The organism is Chelatococcus sp. KU-N122 (assembly GCF_055391085.1).
This window is the reverse complement of the sequence record NZ_AP043981.1, coordinates 2,787,731-2,804,412: the sequence shown is the minus strand read 5'-3', so window position 1 is coordinate 2,804,412 and position 16,682 is coordinate 2,787,731. Positions and strand designations below refer to the sequence as shown.

General features: G+C 69.1%; 13 protein-coding genes. 10 read left to right on the top strand and 3 right to left on the bottom strand.

Annotation, left to right across the window (positions count from 1 at the left end; all coding sequences use genetic code 11):
• Window positions 1–11 precede the first annotated feature (11 nt).
• Complete coding sequence (locus tag ACZ5PO_RS12605; protein ID WP_464193863.1) at window positions 12–614, bottom strand: TetR/AcrR family transcriptional regulator; 603 nt, start codon at window positions 612–614, stop codon at window positions 12–14.
• Window positions 615–838: 224 nt separating this feature from the next.
• Between ACZ5PO_RS12605 and ACZ5PO_RS12600 the strand changes: the two genes are divergently transcribed.
• The 5 genes from ACZ5PO_RS12600 to ACZ5PO_RS12580 all read left to right on the top strand — a co-directional run bounded on the left by ACZ5PO_RS12600 (window position 839) and on the right by ACZ5PO_RS12580 (window position 6,219).
• Window positions 839–1,225: a DUF1330 domain-containing protein gene (locus ACZ5PO_RS12600; RefSeq protein ID WP_464193861.1), complete on the top strand. Its 387-nt coding sequence runs from the start codon at window positions 839–841 to the stop codon at window positions 1,223–1,225.
• 67 nt (window positions 1,226–1,292) lie between these two features.
• Window positions 1,293–2,777, top strand: coding sequence for an amidase family protein (locus ACZ5PO_RS12595; RefSeq protein ID WP_464193859.1), 1,485 nt, complete (start codon window positions 1,293–1,295; stop codon window positions 2,775–2,777).
• Window positions 2,778–2,801: 24 nt separating this feature from the next.
• Window positions 2,802–3,644, top strand: a complete 843-nt coding sequence (locus ACZ5PO_RS12590) for a VOC family protein (RefSeq protein ID WP_464193857.1) — start codon at window positions 2,802–2,804, stop codon at window positions 3,642–3,644.
• A gap of 10 nt (window positions 3,645–3,654) precedes the next feature.
• A complete protein-coding gene (locus tag ACZ5PO_RS12585) occupies window positions 3,655–4,509 on the top strand; it encodes a fumarylacetoacetate hydrolase family protein (protein WP_464193855.1) in 855 nt (284 codons plus the stop codon).
• Between the two features lie 57 nt (window positions 4,510–4,566).
• The gene (locus ACZ5PO_RS12580; protein WP_464193853.1) at window positions 4,567–6,219 is read left to right on the top strand and encodes a bifunctional 3-(3-hydroxy-phenyl)propionate/3-hydroxycinnamic acid hydroxylase; all 1,653 of its coding nucleotides are present in this window, start codon (window positions 4,567–4,569) and stop codon (window positions 6,217–6,219) included.
• Here the strand turns inward: ACZ5PO_RS12580 and ACZ5PO_RS12575 are convergent.
• Entirely contained in the window at window positions 6,214–7,149 is a 936-nt protein-coding gene (locus tag ACZ5PO_RS12575) for a LysR family transcriptional regulator (RefSeq protein ID WP_464193851.1), read from the bottom strand. The two genes, ACZ5PO_RS12580 and ACZ5PO_RS12575, sit on opposite strands and share 6 nt — an antisense overlap.
• Window positions 7,150–7,303: 154 nt before the next feature.
• Between ACZ5PO_RS12575 and ggt the strand changes: the two genes are divergently transcribed.
• On the top strand, window positions 7,304–8,917 hold the full coding sequence (gene ggt, locus ACZ5PO_RS12570) for a gamma-glutamyltransferase (protein ID WP_464193849.1): 1,614 nt from the start codon (window positions 7,304–7,306) through the stop codon (window positions 8,915–8,917).
• Window positions 8,918–9,069: 152 nt separating this feature from the next.
• On the top strand, window positions 9,070–10,278 hold the full coding sequence (locus ACZ5PO_RS12565; RefSeq protein ID WP_464193847.1) for an ABC transporter substrate-binding protein: 1,209 nt from the start codon (window positions 9,070–9,072) through the stop codon (window positions 10,276–10,278).
• 6 nt (window positions 10,279–10,284) lie between these two features.
• Here the strand turns inward: ACZ5PO_RS12565 and ACZ5PO_RS12560 are convergent, their stop codons facing one another.
• On the bottom strand, window positions 10,285–11,967 hold the full coding sequence (locus ACZ5PO_RS12560; protein ID WP_464193845.1) for a porin: 1,683 nt from the start codon (window positions 11,965–11,967) through the stop codon (window positions 10,285–10,287).
• Between the two features lie 460 nt (window positions 11,968–12,427).
• On the opposite strand from ACZ5PO_RS12560, the gene ACZ5PO_RS12555 reads away from it, so the two are divergent.
• From ACZ5PO_RS12555 to ACZ5PO_RS12545, 3 genes are read left to right on the top strand one after another with little or no spacing between them, the layout of a single operon-like run.
• The gene (locus ACZ5PO_RS12555; protein ID WP_464193843.1) at window positions 12,428–14,086 is read left to right on the top strand and encodes an MFS transporter; all 1,659 of its coding nucleotides are present in this window, start codon (window positions 12,428–12,430) and stop codon (window positions 14,084–14,086) included.
• 47 nt (window positions 14,087–14,133) lie between these two features.
• Window positions 14,134–15,759: an AMP-binding protein gene (locus ACZ5PO_RS12550; RefSeq protein WP_464193841.1), complete on the top strand. Its 1,626-nt coding sequence runs from the start codon at window positions 14,134–14,136 to the stop codon at window positions 15,757–15,759.
• Between the two features lie 45 nt (window positions 15,760–15,804).
• Complete coding sequence (locus tag ACZ5PO_RS12545; protein WP_464193839.1) at window positions 15,805–16,608, top strand: SDR family NAD(P)-dependent oxidoreductase; 804 nt, start codon at window positions 15,805–15,807, stop codon at window positions 16,606–16,608.
• Window positions 16,609–16,682 lie beyond the last annotated feature (74 nt).

Sequence of the window (16,682 nt, the reverse complement as noted above, 5' to 3'; positions counted from 1 at the left end):
CACGGCTCCGCTCAGGTGCGCGCCTCCGCCGGTGCGAGGCCCATCAGCGCGAGGTCCAGGGTCGGGGTGAGGTCGGCCATGCTGGCGACGCGTCCGACGACGCGCAGCCCCTGCCCGAAGGTATAGAGGTACAGAGCGACGGAGCGTGCATCGAGATCGGCGGCGATGTCGCCGGCCTCCTGCCCGCGCCGGACGGTGGCCTCCATCAGCGCCAGCATGCCCTTGAACCCCTTGCGGATGCGCGATGCGACCTCGCGATCCCCGGGCAGCAGCTCGATCGTCGTGTTGGTCACGAAGCAGCCGCGCGGTCCGGCGGGCGTGGCGACGATGCGGGCGTAGTGGATCAGCGCGTCGCGCAGCGCCTTGAGGGCCGGGCGAGGCGCCGCCAACTGCTCTTCGAAGCGCTGCATGGCGCCGTCGATGTAGCTGTCGAGAGCGGCCAGAAACAGCGTCTTCTTATCGCCGAAGGTCGCGTACAGGCTGTTTCTGTGAACGCCCGTGGCGTCGACCAACTCGGCGATCGAGGTGGCGTGATAGCCCTGATCCCAGAAGGCGCGCATCGCTGCGTCGAGCGCCTTCGCCTCGTCGAAATCCCTCGGCCGACCCACTTTCATCACCACGACTCCAGACCATTCTGGCGGTCCTATATCATTTGGGATCGGATATTCCAAAATCCAAGACGCGATGCGCGGGCGAGCGCGAGGCGCGCCCAGACCGGCGAAATAAGTGATTGGTTTGCATGACCGATCGGGTTGACTCGGCATGGCGTCGTGGCTATCGATAATTAGGAACAATCATTCCTAAAAAGCGATCGAACGGCAATCAGGAGGACCAGCCGATGCCCGCCTATTTCGTGATCGAGCTCGACGTCGCCGACGGCCCCAAGCTGGCCGAGTACGAACGGGAGGTGACGCAGCACGTCATCGCCGCCGGCGGACGGTTCATCGTCCGCGGCAACAACTACCGCCCGATCGAAGGGGACTGGCATCCCAAGCGCATCATCATCGTCGAGTTCCCCGACATCGACGCCATCGAGCGCTACTACCACTCCGAGCCCAACCAGCGCCTGAAGAAGACCCGCATCGCCGGCACGGCCGGCAATCCGGCCAAGGCGATCGCCATCGAGGGCCTGGCTTCGGCAGGCGCCGCGCCGCTGGCTACGAGCGAAGGCCCCCTGCCCCGCGAGGCCGGCGTCGACGCCAACGGCGCGGTGATCTGGAGCTGAGCCGTCCGATGCGCGCCCGGAGCCGCCCCGCGCCGCACCTGATCGGGCACGCCGGGCCGTGGCCGTCATGGTGACGGAGCTGACGCTCGTGCAGGCCGCCCGGTGCCTGCGCCGCGGCGACGTGACCGCGGAGGCGTACGCCGGCGCCCTGCTGGACCGCTGCGCCGCGCAGGCCCGGCTCGGGGCCTTCATCGCCCAGGACGGCGCCGCCGTGCTGGACGCGGCCCGGGCCGCCGACCGGCGGCGGCGCGCCGGCGAAAGCCTCGGCCGGCTGCACGGCATTCCTCTGGCGATCAAGGACAACATCAACGCGGCCGGTTTGCCGACGACGGGCGGGACGGCGGCCCTGCGGGCGCTGCGTCCGGGTGCGGACGCGCCCGTCGTGTCGCGCCTGCGGACCGAGGGCGCCCTCGTCCTCGGCAAGACCAATCTCCACGAATTGTCCATGGGCTGGACCGGCAACAATCCCCACTTCGGGCCGGCACGGAACCCCTACGATCCGCGCCGCATCGCCGGCGGCAGCAGCAGCGGCACCGCCGTCGCGGTCGCCGCCGGGCTTGCGCCTGCGGGCCTCGGCACCGACACCAACGGCTCGCTGCGGGTGCCCGCCGCCCTGTGCGGCACGGCGAGCCTGCGGCCGACGGTGGGGCGCTATCCGTCGGCGGGGCTGGTGCCGCTGTCGCGCACGCTCGACACGGTGGGGCCGATGGCGCGGACGGTCGCCGATCTCGCCCTCGTCGACTCCGTCCTGGCAGCGCAGCCCGAGGCGCGGCCACGGCATGACCTGACCGGCGTCCGCATCGGCGTCGTCCCGAACTACTTCTTCTCCGCGCTGCCGCCGGAGATCGCCGCGGCCAGCGCCGACGTGCTCGATCGGCTGCGCGGCGCCGGCGCCGAGATCTGCCCGATCGCCCTGCCGGAGCTGGACGATCTGGTGCCCCGCATCAGCCTGAGCCTGATCTACTACGAGGCGGCGCGGCTGCTGCCGTCCTATCTCGCTGCGTTCGCGCCCGGCGTCTCCCTGCGGCATGTGGCTGATGCCGCCGGGCCGGACGTGCGCCACCTGATCGAGACCCTGCTCCTGCCGGATGGAGCGCAGCGCATCGACGACGAGCGCTACCGCCAGGCGCTGACGGCGCGGGCGGAGCTGCAGGCGCTGCTGCGGCGCGGCTTCCGCGACAACGGGCTCGCCGTCATCGCCTTTCCGACGACGCGAACGGCCGCGCCGCCCATCGCGGCCGAGTTCGTGTCGCCGGCCCCCGACATCGATGGGCCCGGCGGCCGCCTCAGCGCGCGCGACGCCTTCGGCAAGAACATCGCTCCGGCCGCGGCCGCCGGCCTGCCGGGCCTCGTCCTGCCCGCCGCGCTCTCCGGCGACGGCCTGCCGATCGGCTTCGAGTTCGATGCCGCGCCGGGCGACGACGAGGCGCTGCTCGGCCTCGGCTTCGCGCTGGAGGCGGCGCTCGGCCCCCTTCCACCGCCGGGGCCGGCGCACCGTTCCGCCCGGACGGCGGCGTGCACCGAACAGCCCACGCAGACCGCTGACGTCTAACCACAGGCGAAAAGGATAAACGACATGACGACGGTATTGGAGGCGAGCGCCTATCTCCACCACCTCCACCTGGCCAGCCCCGACCCGGCCCGGCTCGCGGCGTTCTACGCCGACGCCATGGACATGGTCGTCGTCGACGGGAAGCATGGCGGGCCGCTGCTGGTCCACGGGCCGGCCCGCCGCCTCCTGATCAGCGAAGGGCCGGCCGGCAAGCTCCTCCACGCCGGCTTTGCCGTGCGCGACGCGGATGCGCTGGCGAAGCTCCAGGCCCGGGCGGAGTCCGAGGATCTGACGCCCACCGACTTTGCCGCGCCAGGCTTCAGGCCCGGTGGCTTCCGCGTGCTCGATCCCGACGGCAATGTCGTTGTCTTCGGCCTGGCCGCGGACGAGCGGCCGCCGGCGGGACGGCGCATCCGCGGCCCGCTCCAGCACCTGACGCTGGCCACGCGCGATGTCGAGGCCGTGGAGCGCTTCTATGCCGGCAAGCTCGGCTTCGGCATTTCCGACCGGGTGCTGCGGGACGACGGCGCGGTGATGACCTCGTTCATGCGCGGCAACCACGAGCACCACAACCTCGCCTGCTTCCGCCAGGACAGGACGGGCATCGACCACCACTCCTACGAGGCGGGAGAGTGGGACACGATCCGCGACTGGTCCGACCATCTCGCCGCCCGCGACATCCCGCTGATGTGGGGCCCGGGCCGGCACGGGCCCGGCAACAACCTCTTCATCTTCATCGAGGATCCGGACGGCAACTGGATCGAGATCTCGGCCGAGCTGGAGGTGATCCACGACCGGCCGGTGCAGACCTGGCCGCACGCCGAGCGCACGCTCAACCGGTGGGGCCCGGCGATCATGCGCGCGTGAGGGCAAAACCATGAGCTTCGTATCTTTCGTAGCCGGCCGTCGGGCGAGCTTCGGTATCGCGGTCGACGGCGGCGTGTTCGACCTGGGGGCGCGGATCGGCACCGTCGTCCCCGATCTGAAATCGTGCCTGGCCGCGACGGCGCTCGGCCTCCAGCTGCCGAAGGCCGGCGACGCGGACTATGCGCCCGGCGAGTTCAGCTACGCACCGGTGATCCCCAACCCCGGCAAGATCCTCTGCGTCGGCCTCAACTACGAGGAGCACCGCAAGGAAACCGGCCGCCCGGAGGCCGTGCATCCGGCCATCTTCACGCGGTTCGCCGATACGCTCGTGGGGCACGGCGCATCGATCGTGCGGCCGCCCATCTCCACAGCGCTCGACTACGAGGGCGAGCTGGCGGTGGTGATCGGCAAGCCCGCTTATCGGATCGACGAGGCGGATGCGCTCGATGTCGTCGCCGGCTATGCCTGCTTCAACGACGCGACGCTGCGCGACTGGCAGCGCCACACGCATCAGTTCACGCCGGGCAAGAACTTCGTCGGCACCGGCGCCTTCGGACCGACGCTGGTAAGCCCCGAGGACGTGGGCCCGCTCGCCGATCTGCCGATCGAGACGCTCCTCAACGGCCACGTGGTGCAATCGGCCCGGCTCGGCGACATGATCTTTTCGGTGCCGCGCATCATCGCCTATGTCGCCGCCTTCACGCCCTTGCACCCAGGCGACGTCATCGCCACGGGAACGCCCGGCGGCGTCGGCTTCAAGCGTGAGCCGCAGCTCTTCATGCAGGAGGGCGACACCGTCGAGGTCGTGATCGGCCAGGTCGGCCGGCTGACCAACCCCATCGCCGCCGACGATGCACGGCGCTGAGCCACATGCGGCCGGCGTTCGACCGGCGGGCGACGGCGATCCCGCGCCAGGTGTCCGATGATGCAGCCCACGTATGATGTCGCCATCGTCGGCGCGGGACCGACCGGCCTGACCCTGGCCAATTTTCTCGGGCAGGCCGGCTGCCGCGTGGCCCTGATCGAACGGCATGACGGCACGGTTGAGAAGCCGCGCGCCGTCTCCATCGACGATGAATCGCTGCGCACCCTGCAAGCGCTCGGCCTGGCGGACGCGGTCGTGCGCGACGTGGCGCTCGACTACGGCTCCCATTACGTCACACGGTCCGGCGCGTGCTTTGCCCGCGTCGAGCCGACCACGCGGGAGTACGGCTTTCCCCGCCGCAATGCCTTCACGCAGCCGAAGCTCGAGGCGGCCTTGCGCGACGGGCTCGACCGCTTTGCCAATGTGACGGCGATGTTCGGGCACGCCTGCGCGGCGATCTCCGACGGCGGCGAGAGCGTCACGGCGACCCTGCACGACCGAGCGGGACAGACCTTCGACCTCTCCGCCAGCTACCTCGTCGGCTGCGACGGCGCGCGCAGCGATGTGCGCAAGACCATCGGTGCAACGCTGGGCGGCTCGACCTATCGTCAGCGCTGGCTGATCGTCGACCTGGCCTCGACGCGGGAGCGGCTGCGGCAGACGCGCGTCGTCTGCGATCCCGGACGGCCGCTGATCACCCTGCCCGGGCCGGGCGGCATCCGCCGTTACGAGTTCATGCTGCACGAGGGCGAGGACGAGGCGATGGCGGTCGACCCGCAGTTCGTCCGGTCGCTGCTCGCCGCCCATGGCCCCGATGCCGACGCCCCGCTCGTGCGGCGGCAGGTCTATGCCTTTCATGCCCGCATCGCCGACCGCTGGTCGAGGGGGCGCATCCTGCTTGCCGGCGACGCCGCCCATCTGTCGCCGCCCTTCGCCGGCCAAGGCATGAACAGCGGCCTGCGCGACGCGCACAATCTCGGCTGGAAGCTGGCGCACGTGGTCGCCGGCCGTCTCGGCCCTGCCCTGCTCGACACCTACGAGGCCGAGCGCGCGCCCCATGCCTGGGCCCTGATCCAACTCGCGATCAACATGGGCCGGGTGATGATGCCGACCTCGCGCCTGCAGGCCTTGCTGGTGCGGACGGGCTTTCGCCTGGCCGGCCTGGCGCCGGGCGTCCAGGCCTATGTCGCGCAGATGAAGTACAAGCCCAAGCCGTTCTATCGCGACGGCTTCGTCGTGCCGGCGCCGGACGGGCCCGCAGTGGTGGGGCGCATGCTGCCGCAGCCACTGGTCGAGCGCGACGACCGCAGCCGGGTCATGCTCGACGATCTCCTCGGCAACGGCTTCAGCATCGTGGCCTACGGGACGGATGCGCAGGAGGCGGCCGCCATGGCCGCGCGCCTCGACTTCGGGGTCGAGCCGGGCGGCATGCTCGCCATCCTGCCGCAGATCGTCACCCCCGGGCCGCGCCCGCCGGGTCCCGTGCGGACGGTGCGGGACGTGAACGGCACGCTGGCGCCGTTCGTGCCGGCGGCGGCGACCATCGTCATGCTGGTGCGGCCGGACCGCTACGTCGCCGCGGCGGCTCGCGCCGAGCCGGCGGCCCTGAACGATCTGGCCGAGGCCAGCCGCGCCCTCGTCGGCCGCACGTTCGCGGGCGGGACGGACCGGGCGCCGCCGGTCTCGGAGCCGCTCCGACGCACTTCATAGGGACGGCGTGACCGTCTTGCGCCGGCTGGATGCTTGAGCCGGACGGGGTGACCTCGCCACCTCGACGAAGCGGGCGACGAGCGGCGACGGCGTGTCCTCGCGCCAGGCCAGCACGATGTCGAGGCGCGCGTCGCTGTCCGCGATGTCCAACGCCTTGATGCCCGGCGGCAGCGTGGGGATGAACGAGGCGTCGAGGATCGTGCAGCCGAAGCCGGACCGCACCAGCTGCAACAGCACGGGCAGGTCGTCGGCCTCCTCGACGATGCTCAGCGACAGCCCGGGGGCCGCGGTCATGCCGTCAACCAGCATGCGGAAGCCCCGCCATCGGCTGGCCGAGCCGATGACGATCGGCGCCGTGGCCAGCCGCTCCGGCGTGACCGACCGCCGTCGCGCCCATGCGTGATCGGCAGGCACCAGCGCGATGAGCCGCTCGCTCGAGATCGGCATGCTGCGCTGCGGCGGCCCGGCGACGTTGGCCATCATGAAGCCGAGATCGAGCGCGCCCTCGTCGAAGGCCGCGGCCTGTTCGGACGAGGCCAGGAGACGCAACGCGACCTGCGCGTCCGGATAGCGTTTGCGAAAGGCGATGATGATGTCCGACATGGGGCCCGCGGTCGCGAAGGTCGAATAGCCGACCCGCAGCGTGCCGCTCAGGCCCTGCGCCACCTGCGCGGCGCGGGTGCAGGCGCGCGCCAGCCGCTGCACCGCGTCGGCGGCCTCACGGTAGAGCGTCTCGCCCGCCGGCGTCAGCGCGACATGCCGCGTCGACCGTTCGAACAGCGGAAAGCCGAGCTGCTGTTCCAGCTGACGAATGCTGCGGCTCAGAGCGGGCTGGGCGATGCCGAGCACCTGCGCCGCCTGGCGGAAGCTCAGCGCTTCGGCCACGGCGAGAAAATGCTGGATCTTGGCGTGAAGCGGGACGCGGATCACGGTGGCTCTCGATTATGAACGATCCGGTATCAATAAGCTCAGTATTGGTATTGGACAGGCATGAATGTCGTCTGTCAAATCGCCGGCGGGTGCCGACGGGCTGTCGTCGGCACCGCCGCCGCGGCCCAGACCCGCGCGCCGAGGGGAGAGAGCCATGCCCGAAGCAAAGGCCATGATCGTCGCGGCGCAGGCGGAAGCGGCGGAAGCGGGCGCGTCCATGCTGCAAGCCGGCGGCAACGCCGTGGATGCGGCGATCGCCTGCGCCCTGGTGCAGGGCGTCGTTGATCCGCTGATGACCGGCATCGCCGGGTTCGGCAGCGCCGGCATCTACTTTCCGGCCCGGGGCTTTCACAAGTATCTGGATTTTCACGCGCCGGCACCGGCGGCCGCGCGCCCGGACATGTGGGAGCACCTGATCGAAGGCGAGGCGCGCGACGGCTACGGCTTCATCCTCGCGGGCAAGGTCAACGACCTCGGCTATCAGTCGGCCTGCGTTCCGGCCTCGCTGAAGGCCTACTTCGAGGCGCACGCTCAACTGGGCGCATTGCCGTGGCGCGATGTCGTGGCGCCGGCGATCGACTGGGCGGAGCGCGGCTGGATGGTGCGCCCGCACGTCGAACTGTTCTGGTCCGATCCCGGCACCATGGGGCGGGCCTCCGGCGCCGAGCGGCTGGCCTTCTCCGCGTCGGGGCGCCGCCTGTACTGCCGCGCGGACGGCACGCCCAAGCGCGTCGGCGATCTGGTCCGCAATCCCGACTATGCCGGCACGCTACGCCTGATCGCCGAAGGCGGCTCGGACATCGTCTACAAGGGCGAGCTCGGCCAACGGATTGCCCGCGACATGCGGGAGCATGGCGGCCTCGTCACGGCCGAGGACCTGGCGGCCTACCAGCCGCAATGGCGCGAGCCCTTGCGCGGCAGCTACCGCGGCTATGCCGTCACCACCAATCAGCCGCCGGGCGGCGGCCTCATGCTGCTCGAGATGCTCAACATCCTCGAGCGCTTCGATCTCGCCGGGATCGGCCACAACAGCGCCGAATACTTGCGCGTGGTGTGCGAGGCAATGAAGCGCGCGACCGTCGACAAGGACCGCAGCATCGGCGATCCCGCCTTCGTCGACGTCCCCGTCGCACGCCTTGCGGCGAAGGATTACGCGGCGGCCATGGCGCGGGACATCGCGGCGCGGGTCAAGGCCGACGTGCCGCGCTTCAACTCCGGATTTCCGTCGGAGGATACGACCCACGTCTCGGTGATCGACCGCGACGGCAATTGCGTGACCATGACCCATTCGCTGGGCATGCCGTCGGGCGTCATCACCGACGGCCTCGGCTTCTTCTACAACGGCTGCATGGGCGTGTTCGATCCGCGGCCCGGGCGCGTCGGCAGCATCGCTCCCGGCAAGGCGCGCTTCACCTCGGTGTGCCCGTCGATCGTCTTCCGCGACGGCAGGCCCTGCCTGGTGATCGGCGCGCCGGGCGCGACGCAGATCGCCATGGGCGTGCTGCAGGCCATCCTCAACGTCGTCGATTTCGGCATGACCATGACCGAAGCGGTCAGCGCGCCGCGCTTTTCGGCCACCAGCAACGCCATCGACGTGTCGAACCGGATCATCCACGCCACCACGCGGCAGCTGGAGGCCGACGGCTACGAGGTGATCCGCAGCCCCTACACGTTCGGGTTCGCGGCGGTTCACGGCATCCGCGTCGACGGCGATAGGCTCGATGGCGCCGCCGATCCCGGCCACGACGGCATCGCGCTCGCCGTTTGACCGCAAGGCCCGAGCATCTGGCCATTGGGTGAATAGCATCCAATTGCAGGCCGACGCTCCAACTCTTTGAATCTGAAGCGCTTCTCTTGCGATCGGGTGATTTCGCCCAACCGCGACGCGCTTGAGCACCGACAAGCACCGGAGGAGAACGAATGAAGGTGGGAGCATTGGCCCTGGCGGCCATGATGACGGCGTGCGTCTCCGCGCATGCCCAGGTATCCGACGACATGGTCAAGATCGGCGTGCTCACCGATCACTCCGGCGGCTTTGCCTATCTGGTCGGCAAGCACTCGGTGGAAGCCACGCAGATGGCGGTCGACGATTTCGGCGGCAAGGTGCTGGGCAAGCCGATCGTCGTCGTCACCGCCGATCACCAGAACAAGGCCGACATCGCCTCGTCGGTGAGCCGCAAGTGGTTCGACGCAGACGGCGTCGATGCCATCACCGACGTCGCGGGCTCGGCCGTGGCTCTGGCCACCCAGGAGGTGGCGCGGCCGCGCAACAAGGTCCTGCTGATCTCGGGCGCTGCCACCACCGAGCTGACCGGCAAGGCCTGCTCGGCGACCACGACCCAATGGAGTTACGACACGTATGCGTTCGCCAAGGGCACCGCGAGCCAGCTGACGCGACAGGGCAACGATTCCTGGTTCTTCCTCACCAGCGACTATGCCTTCGGCCATTCGCTGCAGAGCGAGGCCAGCCGCTTCGCCGAAGCCAACGGCGGCAAGGTGGTCGGCAGCGTGCGGTTTCCGTTCGGCTCGGCCGACTTCTCCTCGTTCCTGCTGCAGGCGCAGGCCTCGAAGGCCAAGGTGATCGGGCTTGCGATGTCCGGTGCCGATCTGCTGAACACCGTCAAGCAAGCTCGCGAATTCGGTATTGTCCAATCCGGCCAGACTTTGGCGAGCCTGGTGATCTATATCAACGACATCGAGGGGCTGGGCCTCGACGTCGCGCAGGGACTGACGCTGACGACCTCGTTCTACTGGGACAGCAACGACGAGACCCGGGCCTGGGCCAAGCGCTTCATGGAGCGCTCGGGCGGCTTCATCCCCAATCTGATCACTGCCGGCACCTACGCCGCCGTGCTGCATTACCTGAAGGCGGTAGAGGCGGCGGGGACCGACGAGGGCAAGGCCGTCGCCGCCAAGATGCGCGAGATGCCGGTCAACGACTTCTACAACAAGAACGTCGCAATCCGCCCGGACGGCCGCGTCATGCACAAGACCTACCTGATGAAGGTGAAGTCGCCATCGGAGTCGAAGTACCGCGGTGACTTCTATCAGATGCTCGCCGAGATGTCCGGCGAGCAGTCCTTCCGCCCCCTGTCCGAGAGCCCGTGCCCGATGGTGCAGGGACGATGATCGAGCTCAGAAATCGCGCTGGATGCGCAGGCGCGTGAGGAAGGTGTCGGAGCTCGCCACGGTGATGCCGGAGTTCGGCCGGCTGGCATCGTAGACGCGGCCCTGGATGCCGAGGCGGGCATAGTAGATCTCGAGCCCGATATCCAAGCTCTTGACCGGCGAATACACGAGATTGGCCGACGTCGTCAGGATGCTCTGGTCCTTGAAGGCCACGTTGTAGGCCGGATTGTTGAACGGCGTCAGCGGCGTCGGCAGCACGCTCAGGTTCCCGGCCGGGCCTGTGACGCGGGCGCTGGCGGGATAGTCGAGCCGGCCGAGGCCGAGCACGAAGCCCGAGCGCCACTGCGGCGCCCAATAATGCAGAAAGGCCACCGTCGCCGAGTAGGCGGTGCTCAGCTTCATCCGGCCGAAGACGTCGACGTAGCCGTCGACGTTGGTGGTGGCGATCAGCGAGCCGACGCCGACGCTCTGCGCGTAGCCGCCTAGGATGTTGTTGATGCCCGTGTAGCTCATGGCGCCGTGGGCGTAGGCGGCCTGCAGCCACAGCGCGTCGCCCGGCGCGAGCATCGGCAGATTGAGCTTCACACCCGCCTGGACGGCGTAGCCGACCTGCAGGCCGGGACGCCGGCCCGTAAGACCGTTGTCGACGGCGAAGGCCGAGGTCGTCCCGGCCGGAAGGCCCGCCACGGCGCCCGCAGGCAGACCCGCGTAGGTGCTCGGGCCGATGACGGCGCCGCTCGGGCTCACCGTCGCTCCCGGAAGATAAGTCGAGGCGAAGTTACCGATGCCGATCGTGTGCATGGCAGCGGACAGCTGGGCCGAACCCCAGCTCTGATCCACGCGCAGGTTGCCGACCACATCGGGCATGGTGTTGCGCTGGGCCACGTCGACATAGGCGGACGAGGTGGGGAGCCCGCCGGCGCCGTAGGTCAGGCCGACGGCGGAGCCGAAGGTCGAGCCCGAAGTGGGCAGCGCCGTGAGGCTTGTCGGCACCAGGGAGCCGGGCGGCTGATTGGGATAGAATTGCAGGGAGCTGTAGATCGGCTGGCGCCGGATGGTACCGTCCTCGGCCGAGATCGTCGCGCTGAAGCCGTTGCCGAGCCTGGCCGTATAGCCGATCGCGTTGGTCGTCGCCCCGGCGGCGATGTTGAGATTGATGAGCTCGATATCCGTTGCATAGAAATCGTAGAACGATTGCAGGCGACCGGCCGACAGGCCCGCGAACTGGATGAACGCCTTGTCGGCGTCGACCCATTTGTAGGCGCGGTTGTAGGTGTCGATGCCGGTCGCCATGAAGGCGACGCCGGCCCGCACGTTGGTGGGGGCGACCTCGACGGGGGCGCCGCTGTGACTCGCGATATCGAAGCGCACGAAGGTGCGCAGCGTGCCCCAGCCGGTCGCGGTGCGGGCATCCACCTCCAGCCGACCGAAGCCGCGAAAGCCGTAGCGATCGTTGACCGGGCCGAGCGTCGTGACCTTCGTGTAGTGCAGGTCGAAGCGTGCGCGCCCGCCGATCCTGATGCAGGTGTCGGTGCCCGGAATATAGAAGAAGCCGACGCCGTGGCTGGAGCAGACCTTCACGTATGCGGCGGGCGCCGCCTTCGCCATCGGTAGATCGGCGGCGCCGGCGGCGCGGACGACCCCCAGCCCGCAAACCGATCCATAAAGGACGGCCTTCGTCAGCTTCACACCCGTTCGCATGCAGTTCATTGCGCCGCCCCCGGTCGTCGATTGTACTTGTGGAAGAAGGGCGCCCAGACGCCCGGCCGGAGCGCGAGGACACATAACATCTAAATTTTACGTAATTTCGATATTGTCAATGGACAAAAGAGCGGCAACCGACGCCACCATTTAGGCAGCTGCGGCGGGCTCGGAGGCGGCGACGGGCGTCACGTCGGCCTCGATGTCAGCGGCCCCTTATTATTTCGAAATTATGTTGACACAGGAAAATTATGTCATTCTTATTATCGACATCCGCCGCGCTGTGCTCCCCGAAGGGCGCCCGAGTGCGGAAAACATCTCGACAGGCGGCCGCTTCCGTTTAATAAGGAACGATTGGTCATTAATGACGCGGTGTCAAGCGGGAGAGAGGCCGACGACCGATCGCCCTGGACATGCCCAGGCCGCGCCAACGATAGGAAACGGGACCATGTCCACGCTCGACATCTCGCAATCAGCAGCCGCCGCCAGGCCGATGACGCCGGAGGAGCGGAAGGTCATCGTCGCCTCGGGCGTCGGCACGGTCTTCGAGTGGTACGACTTCTTCCTCTACGGCTCGCTGGCGGCGACCATCGGCGCCAAGTTCTTCAGCCCCTTCGACGAATCCACCCGTAACATCCTGGCGCTGCTGACCTTCGCGCTGGGCTTCCTGGTGCGCCCGTTCGGCGCCCTGCTCTTCGGCCGCTTCGGCGACCTGGTCGGACGCAAGTACATCTTCCTGGCGACCATCACCATCATGGGTGCCTCCACGGTGCTGGTCGGCCTGCTGCCCACGTCGGACCAGATCGGCCTCGCCGCGCCCATCCTCCTGCTCGTCCTGCGCATCCTCCAGGGCCTGGCGATCAGCGGCGAGTTCGGCGGCGCCGCCGTCTACGTCGCCGAGCACGCTCCGGCCGAGCGCCGGGGCTTCTATGCCGGATGGATCCCCGCCTGCATCGCCTTCAGCCTGCTGCTCACCCTGGGCGTGATCCTGCTGACGCAGACGCTGCTCACCGAAGCCCAGTTCAGCGCCTGGGGCTGGCGCGTGCCGTTCCTGGCGTCGGCCGGTCTGCTGCTGCTGTCGCTGTGGATCCGGCTGCGGCTCAAGGAGAGCCCGGCGTTCCTGAAGATGAAGGCGGAGGGCCGCCAATCCAAGGCCCCGATCACGGAGGCGTTCGGCAACTGGCGCAACGGCCGCCTGGCGCTGCTTGCCCTGTTCGGCATCACTGCCGGCAACGCCGTGCTCGGCTATACCGGAACATTCTTCATCCTCGTCTTCATGACCACGGCGCTCAAGGTCGATCCATACTCGGCCAATCTGCTGTTTACGATCCCGATGATCTTCGGCGCCGGGCTGTGCGTCTTCTTCTCCTGGCTGTCCGACAAGATCGGGCGCAAGCCGCTCATCCTGACCTCCTGCTGCCTCGCCGCGCTGTCCTTCGTGCCGGTCTTCGGCGCCATCACGCAGCGGGCTAACCCGGCCCTCTACGAGGCGCAGCGGTCGGTGGCGATCACCGTCAACGCCGATCCCGCCACCTGCGCCTTCCAGTTCAATCCGGCCGGAACGGCGAAGTTCACGAGCCCCTGCGACGTGGCGAAATCGACCCTGGCCCGCGCCTCGGCCGCCTACAGCAACGTGCCCCAGCCGGCGGGCAGCCCGACGACGGTGACGATCGGGCAGACCGTGGTAGCCGCGGGGCCGAATTTCGCCGGCGACATCGCCCGCCGGCTGCATGAGGCCGGATATCCGGCGGCCGGCGATGCGGGCATCGTGCGGCTGAGCTCATTCGGCGACGTGTTCCAGCCCCGCTCCCTGCAACTGATAGGGCTGATCCTGGTCCTCGTGATGTTCGCCCAGATGATCCAGGGCCCGGCCGCCGCCGCGATCGTCGAGCTGTTCCCGACCAACATCCGCTACACCGGCATGTCGCTGCCCTACCAGATCGGCACCGGCTGGATCGGCGGGCTGCTGCCGGCGACGATGTTCGCGATGAACGCCGCCTCCGGAAACATGTTCTTCGGCCTCTGGTATCCCATCGTCTTCGCCGCGATCAACTTCGTCGTCTGCCTGCTCTTCCTGCCGGAGACCAAGGGCAGGGACATCAGCTGATCTCTGGTCGTGAGATCTGGCCGCGCATTGTTCTGGAGGCGATCGAAATGAATGCAGCAGTGGATGCGCGCGGGCGCGACAGCGAGACCCTGACGCGGGTCGGTCCCGGAAGCGCCATCGGCGCTCCGATCGATCCGCGGGTGTTCAACGGGGGCGGCACGGTGGGCGATCTCATCATCGCCGCCCTGAACCGCTACGCCACGCGCACGGCCTTCATCGCGGGTCCGCGGCGCGTCAGCTACGGCGATGGCGCCCAGGCGATCAGCCGCCTGATCCAGCTGTTCGATGCCCTGGGCCTGAAGCGGGGGGACACCATCGTCCAGGTGGCCGGCAACAGCCCCGAGCAATGGTTCGTGACGGCGGCCTGTTATATCGCGGCGCTGCGCTCGGTGACCATGCATCCCAACGTCACCGAGGTCGAAGACCAGGCGTCCTTGATCTCGTTCAGCGACGCAACCATCGTCATCAGCGACGCTGCCGCCGACCGCCTCGCGCCTCTCCAGGCCCGCTGCCCCGAGGTCCGCTTCTGGTATGGCCACGATCGCGGCACGACGGATGTGCCGCATCTATGGACCGAGGCAGCAGCCTTCGACGGCCGGCCGCTGCGCCACCGGGCCGATCCGGAGGACATCGTGCGGCTAGGCTTCACCAGCGGCACCACCGGCCCGCGCAAGGGCGTGCTGCTCTCGAGCCGGTCGCTCGCCGCCATGACGCTGATCAGCCTGGTCGACGGCGAGTGGCCGCTCGATCCGCTGGTCCTATGCGCCGAGCCGATCGCCGGCGGGTTTGGCAACATGATCATCCCGACCCTGGTGCGTGGCGGCACCTTCATCCTCGAGGCCGCCTTCGATTGCGACCGCTATCTCGACGCAGTCGCCCGCCACCGGCCGAGCGTGCTGCTGTTCATGCCGATGGCGCTCCATGCCCTGCTGGACCATCCGCGCACGCGCGCCACCGACTGGTCCCGCCTGCAGCTGCTGATCTACAGCGGCGCCAACCTCTCTCCGGCGCGCGCCAAGGAGGCCCTGGACGTCTTCGGGCCGGTGCTATGTCAGGTCTACGGCCAGACCGAGTGCCCGAAGGCGCTCGCCGTCCTGCGCAGGTCCGACCATGTGGACGACGAACGGCTGATCGGCGCGCTCGGCATGCCGTGCGCCGGCCTCCGCGTCGCCCTGCTGGACGACCGCCTCGACGAGGTGAAGCCCGGCGAGGTCGGTGAGCTGTGCGTGCGCGGGCCGCTCGTGACGAGCGGCTATCTCAAGGCGCCGGAGCTGACCGCGGCGGCGTTCCGCGGCGGCTGGTGGCACACGGGCGATCTCTGCCGCGCCGACGAGCGCGGCTACCTCTACTTCGTCGAACGCACGGTCGACACCATCGTGCAGGATGGCGCCAGGATCTATCCCAAGCTCGTGGAGGACCGGCTCGCGAGCCATCCGGCGGTGGAGAGCGCGGCCGTGCTCGGAGGGCCCGGCGCGCCCGCGGCGAGCATCCAGGCCATCGTCGTGCCGCGACCGGGTGCGGCCGTCGATGTGGACGCGCTGAAAGCCTTCGTGCTGGCCCACGATGGCATCCGCTTGACCGACGTCCACGTCGTCGACGCGCTGCCGCGCATGCCCATCGGCCGCATCGACAAGCCGGCGCTGCGGCGCCGGTTAGGTCACGGGGCACCGTAGCCAATTCGATCACCAGGGATCTGCGAGCGAGATGGAGGACGCCGCGTGAGCGAGGCGTTGCAGGGCATGAACGACGAAGCAGCACGGCAATTGGACGGCAAGATCGCCGTGGTGACGGGAGCCGGCTCGGGCATCGGCCGGGCGACGGCGCTGCTGTTCGCGCGCCGCGGGGCGCGGGTTCTCGGCGTCGACATCAACGAGGCCGGCGTTCAGGCCCTGGCGGCGGAGGCCGCCGCCGCGGGGCTCCACCTCCTGCCGTTGGCGGCGGACCTGTCGCAGGCCAGCGCGCCGGCGGCCGTGTTCCGTGCCTGCCAGGACAAGCTCGGCCAAGCCAACGTGCTCGCCAACATCGCCGGCCGCGGCAACGACCGGTCGATCCACGAAAGCAGCGACGACGATCTGGAGCGCTTCTTCGATCTCAACCTGAAGACCACCTTCCGCATGTCGCGCGAAGCCATCGCCGCGTTCGGCCCGGAGGGCGGCGCCATCGTCAACACGTCGTCTGCGGTCGCCATCGTCGGCATCCGCGGCAGCGCCCCCTATTCGGCGGCCAAGGCGGCCGTGAGCGGCCTGACCCGCCAGATGGCGGCCGACTACGGCCGCCGCAACATTCGCGTCAACGCGGTAGCGCCGGGGCTGATCGAGACGCCGGCGACGGCCGCGCGCATTCACGACCATGTCTTCGACGAGGTGGTGACCAAGGCACGGCCGCTGCCGCGGGTCGGGCAGCCGCTCGACATCGCCGGGGCTTTCGCCTTCCTTGCCTCCGACGATGCCGCCTTCATCACCGGCGTGGTGCTGCCGGTCTGCGGCGGCTGGAGCACGACGCGCTTCCGCGCCAGCGAGTAGTGGTGCACGGCGTCCCCTCTCCCCGCGTGCGTGGAGAGGGTTAGGGGGCTGGCCGCGTGGCGTGACCGGCCCTG

Bases quoted from the DNA above. Each gene is read 5' to 3' on its own strand.
- ACZ5PO_RS12595 (WP_464193859.1), top strand. From the start codon at position 1,293: ATGGTGACGGAGCTGACGCTCGTGCAGGCCGCCCGGTGCCTGCGCCGC.
- ggt (WP_464193849.1), top strand. From the start codon at position 7,304: ATGCCCGAAGCAAAGGCCATGATCGTCGCGGCGCAGGCGGAAGCGGCG.
- ACZ5PO_RS12600 (WP_464193861.1), top strand. From the start codon at position 839: ATGCCCGCCTATTTCGTGATCGAGCTCGACGTCGCCGACGGCCCCAAG.
- ACZ5PO_RS12590 (WP_464193857.1), top strand. From the start codon at position 2,802: ATGACGACGGTATTGGAGGCGAGCGCCTATCTCCACCACCTCCACCTG.
- ACZ5PO_RS12555 (WP_464193843.1), top strand. From the start codon at position 12,428: ATGTCCACGCTCGACATCTCGCAATCAGCAGCCGCCGCCAGGCCGATG.
- ACZ5PO_RS12550 (WP_464193841.1), top strand. From the start codon at position 14,134: ATGAATGCAGCAGTGGATGCGCGCGGGCGCGACAGCGAGACCCTGACG.
- ACZ5PO_RS12580 (WP_464193853.1), top strand. From the start codon at position 4,567: ATGATGCAGCCCACGTATGATGTCGCCATCGTCGGCGCGGGACCGACC.
- ACZ5PO_RS12585 (WP_464193855.1), top strand. From the start codon at position 3,655: ATGAGCTTCGTATCTTTCGTAGCCGGCCGTCGGGCGAGCTTCGGTATC.
- ACZ5PO_RS12565 (WP_464193847.1), top strand. From the start codon at position 9,070: ATGAAGGTGGGAGCATTGGCCCTGGCGGCCATGATGACGGCGTGCGTC.
- ACZ5PO_RS12605 (WP_464193863.1), bottom strand. From the start codon at position 614: ATGAAAGTGGGTCGGCCGAGGGATTTCGACGAGGCGAAGGCGCTCGAC.